Raw genomic sequence first — 3,191 nt, 5'->3', positions numbered from 1 at the left:
CTTCCAAAATCAGAATGGTACAAGTCAAAAGATGATGGTTTAGAAAAAACAACAATTGGCGACCAAAACCTTGATTTTGAAATTACCCGATTCAATGGAAATGCTCAACCATACTATTGCTTAGTTGATCCTAGTAATGACTCAAAAACTCTTGTAAAACCAAGAGCATACAATGAGAATATCGAAGAATTTATCAAGTTCTTGGAGGATGGTAAAGCCAAATTTAACAAGAAATAAGCTATACATATAAACTTGAGGTATCTCCTGATGATGCTTCAGCTGAATATCAAAAAAGCGGTCAAATAATTTTCGATCCGCTTTTTTAATATTCATTTTGCTAGTGTTTTATCAGCTTAGCTTCTTAAAAATCCATATCAATACATTCACAACAAGGGTTAGTATAATTGAAGTCATCAAGGGAAAATATAGTTTAAAATTTCCTTTTTCGATTCTAATATCCCCGGGTAAATTACCTAACCAATCCCACCTAATTTTATCTTCCAGAAGATAAATTACTGCTCCTCCCAACACTAACATACCTCCTATTATCATAATAAGTTTTCCCATATTTATCTTCCTATTTTTGATTACAACTTTAGTATGCTCTACAGGTAGGAGCTTTGCTAATTTCTTGTTTTTATTCTTAAATTTGACCTAAATATTATTCTTGCTAACAAAAATAAAACCTTTATTTAACTATAGATATGGATACTCATGAAATTCAGACCGCACTCGAAAAAAGTATCGAATATTATAAAAAATCGCTTTTCGAATATTCTTCCGAGCAATTTGTAACTAAACCTAATGAACAAGAATGGTCAATAGGGCAGATGTATGAACATATATGTATGTCAGCACTATATTTCTTTTTCAAAAGAGCCAATTACTGTTTAGAGCAACGAAATGGTCAAATAGGTGGCGATAAAAATATTTATGGCGAAAAGCAATTCAAATACAATAGCTTTCCACCCACACAGCTTAAGATACCTGAGGCTCTCAAAGGCCCTGAACCTGTTGCAAAAGCTCAAGAAGACTATCTTGTTTTGTTAGATCAAATTATGATACAGGGAAAGATATTAGCGGAGCGAATCCCTGCTGATAGAGGAGAATATAAATGTATTCAACCTGCTTTTGGTTGGTTAAATGCACATGAATGGTTTTGGCTCAACGAACAGCATTTTAGACATCACTTACTCCAAAAAGCTCGGATAGACTCTTTTCTTATCAATGTTAATAACTAATTTCTTCATTATCGCTTTGTTTTGGTAGGGTATTTGGAGGATAGAGTTTCATGCCGTATCATTGTGATACGTGAGCCCATAAGCTACAAGCAAATATTTTTTTAGATTTAATAATGGATCCTATTGCACTATATGAACAAAAACTCCACCAAACCATTAATTCTATTTTGGGAATTGATGGGGTTTTAGAAAAAACGCATTATTCGAACACCCAAATTGAAATACTTCATGCCTGGTTAGTTGGATTTTTCATCAATGATTATGAAAAGTATTTATCAAAAAATGCTTTACCATTTGACCGTAAAAATCTTCAAATCACCACACAGCTTATTTCGGAAGGTATGAGTAGCATCTCTGTTGAGGTATTAAGCCAATATAAAACCCTTTACACAAAGTATCTTGAGTTATACCACTTTGTACCAGCCAGTGTTGATATTACTCAAAAAATAAATACACTAGAAAGACTTGGTTTACAAATTGAGCTTCTTTTTAATCGACTTGAAGTTGGGCATTTTTTTATTTTAAGTAAAATGCGTTCCTCCATTAAAAAAGCTTTTTACGAAATAGCAATCATCCAAAATTCTTGGTCTGTACCTCTCTTTCAAGAAAATATTGACAATTACTATTTTGAGCAAAACGGTCCAGAATATGATCTTGAAGAAGCCATTGAGCAAATGGCAGAGACAATACTTCATCAGTTAGGAATACAATAGTCATATAAAATACAAAAAGCCGATAGTTTTGAAGTAAAACTATCGGCTTTTTGTTTACTGAGATGCTCTCAGCATCATTCTAAGTCGATTAACACCTTGAGATTCTTGTCGCTTTAATCGTTCTAATTCATCCTCAAAAATACTAGATTTTGCTTCGATAAAAATCATATTCGGATACGAGCAGTACAATTCAAAAGATAAACGCACTCTTTCCATTTGATAGTCTGAAGTAATCACAACCACAGCTTCAGGTGAATATCTAGAAAGTACTCTTCTTGTTAATTGAATGTCTTCCAAAAGATTTTCTCCTAACACAAACTCTACAAAGCTCTCATGAGCTATTCCATGCTCTAAAAGAAAATTTTGCATAAGTTGTGCATGAGCATAGTCACTTGTATTAAAAGCCTCCCCAAATCCACCAGTACACAAAATATTGAAAGAGGGATTATTTTTCAAAAATTGAAGTGCTGTTAATAGTCTATCCAAAGCGATATGAGATAACTCACCATCAGATGTATTTGAAGCAGCACATATAATCAACAATTTATTCATAATGACTTAAGTATTTAAACATAAAAGTTACCTAAAATTATTGAATAACAGATAGATTATCTTTAAAACGTACGGTCCAATCTTATTCCAAGGTTAGCTAAAAACAAAAAAAGCCACCCTATCGAGGTCGCTAACATTTCTTTGTAATATTTTATGGCTTTTCTCTGCATGATTGGGACGCACAGTCTGGGACACTGAGTTCTCAGCGCGTAGCCTGCAGTATCCTCAACGGTACTGAGCCTTGTAAAACAAAAAAGCCACTCTTTCGGAGTGGCTTCTGTCTTTGTAATATTTTGGAGCTTTTTTACTTTCCCGCATTTGATTGCAGTATCATCAACGGTACTGGGCTTAACTGCTCTGTTCGAGATGGGAAGAGGTGAACACCAGTCCTATCGGCTCCATAAAACCTGCGAGAATTACTTCTCTATGTCTTATGTCCGTTTGACGTATATCGTGAAAGATGTTGAACAAGTAAGAATTAAATCCTTAGTACAGAGATATCATAAGCTATTGGGTAATTAGTATTGCTCGACTCTGGTATCTCTACCTATACATCTGCAACCTATCAACGTTGTCATCTACAACGGCCCTTATTTGGAATACTCATCTTCAGGTCAGTTTCGCACTTAGATGCTTTCAGCGCTTATCTGGTCCCGACGTAGCTACTCAGCTATGCCCTTGGCAG

General features: G+C 34.5%; 4 protein-coding genes, 2 rRNA genes and 1 pseudogene. 3 read left to right on the top strand and 4 right to left on the bottom strand.

Features of this window, described 5'->3' with window-relative positions; all coding sequences use genetic code 11:
• Window positions 1–237, top strand: a pseudogene (locus BWI92_RS27535) (disulfide bond formation protein DsbD); the annotation flags it as partial.
• A gap of 111 nt (window positions 238–348) precedes the next feature.
• Here BWI92_RS27535 and BWI92_RS26150 read toward each other — a convergent pair.
• A complete protein-coding gene (locus BWI92_RS26150) occupies window positions 349–552 on the bottom strand; it encodes a DUF2905 domain-containing protein (protein WP_255406910.1) in 204 nt (67 codons plus the stop codon).
• A gap of 152 nt (window positions 553–704) precedes the next feature.
• Between BWI92_RS26150 and BWI92_RS26145 the strand changes: the two genes are divergently transcribed.
• Both BWI92_RS26145 and BWI92_RS26140 read left to right on the top strand, forming a co-directional pair.
• Window positions 705–1,241, top strand: coding sequence for a DinB family protein (locus BWI92_RS26145; RefSeq protein WP_095168565.1), 537 nt, complete (start codon window positions 705–707; stop codon window positions 1,239–1,241).
• Window positions 1,242–1,354: 113 nt separating this feature from the next.
• On the top strand, window positions 1,355–1,954 hold the full coding sequence (locus tag BWI92_RS26140) for a hypothetical protein (protein WP_095168563.1): 600 nt from the start codon (window positions 1,355–1,357) through the stop codon (window positions 1,952–1,954).
• Between the two features lie 54 nt (window positions 1,955–2,008).
• On the opposite strand, the gene BWI92_RS26135 is transcribed toward BWI92_RS26140, so the two are convergent.
• From BWI92_RS26135 to BWI92_RS26125, 3 genes are all read right to left on the bottom strand, one after another.
• Window positions 2,009–2,506, bottom strand: coding sequence for a YdcF family protein (locus tag BWI92_RS26135; protein WP_095168561.1), 498 nt, complete (start codon window positions 2,504–2,506; stop codon window positions 2,009–2,011).
• A gap of 291 nt (window positions 2,507–2,797) precedes the next feature.
• Window positions 2,798–2,909 (bottom strand): 5S ribosomal RNA (rrf, locus tag BWI92_RS26130).
• 94 nt (window positions 2,910–3,003) lie between these two features.
• Window positions 3,004–3,191: ribosomal RNA gene (locus tag BWI92_RS26125) — 23S ribosomal RNA — on the bottom strand; the annotation flags it as partial.

The sequence above is a fragment of the Flectobacillus sp. BAB-3569 genome (genome assembly GCF_002270355.1).
Lineage (GTDB): Bacteria > Bacteroidota > Bacteroidia > Cytophagales > Spirosomataceae > Flectobacillus > Flectobacillus roseus.
This window is presented reverse-complemented; position numbering and strand designations above follow the sequence as displayed.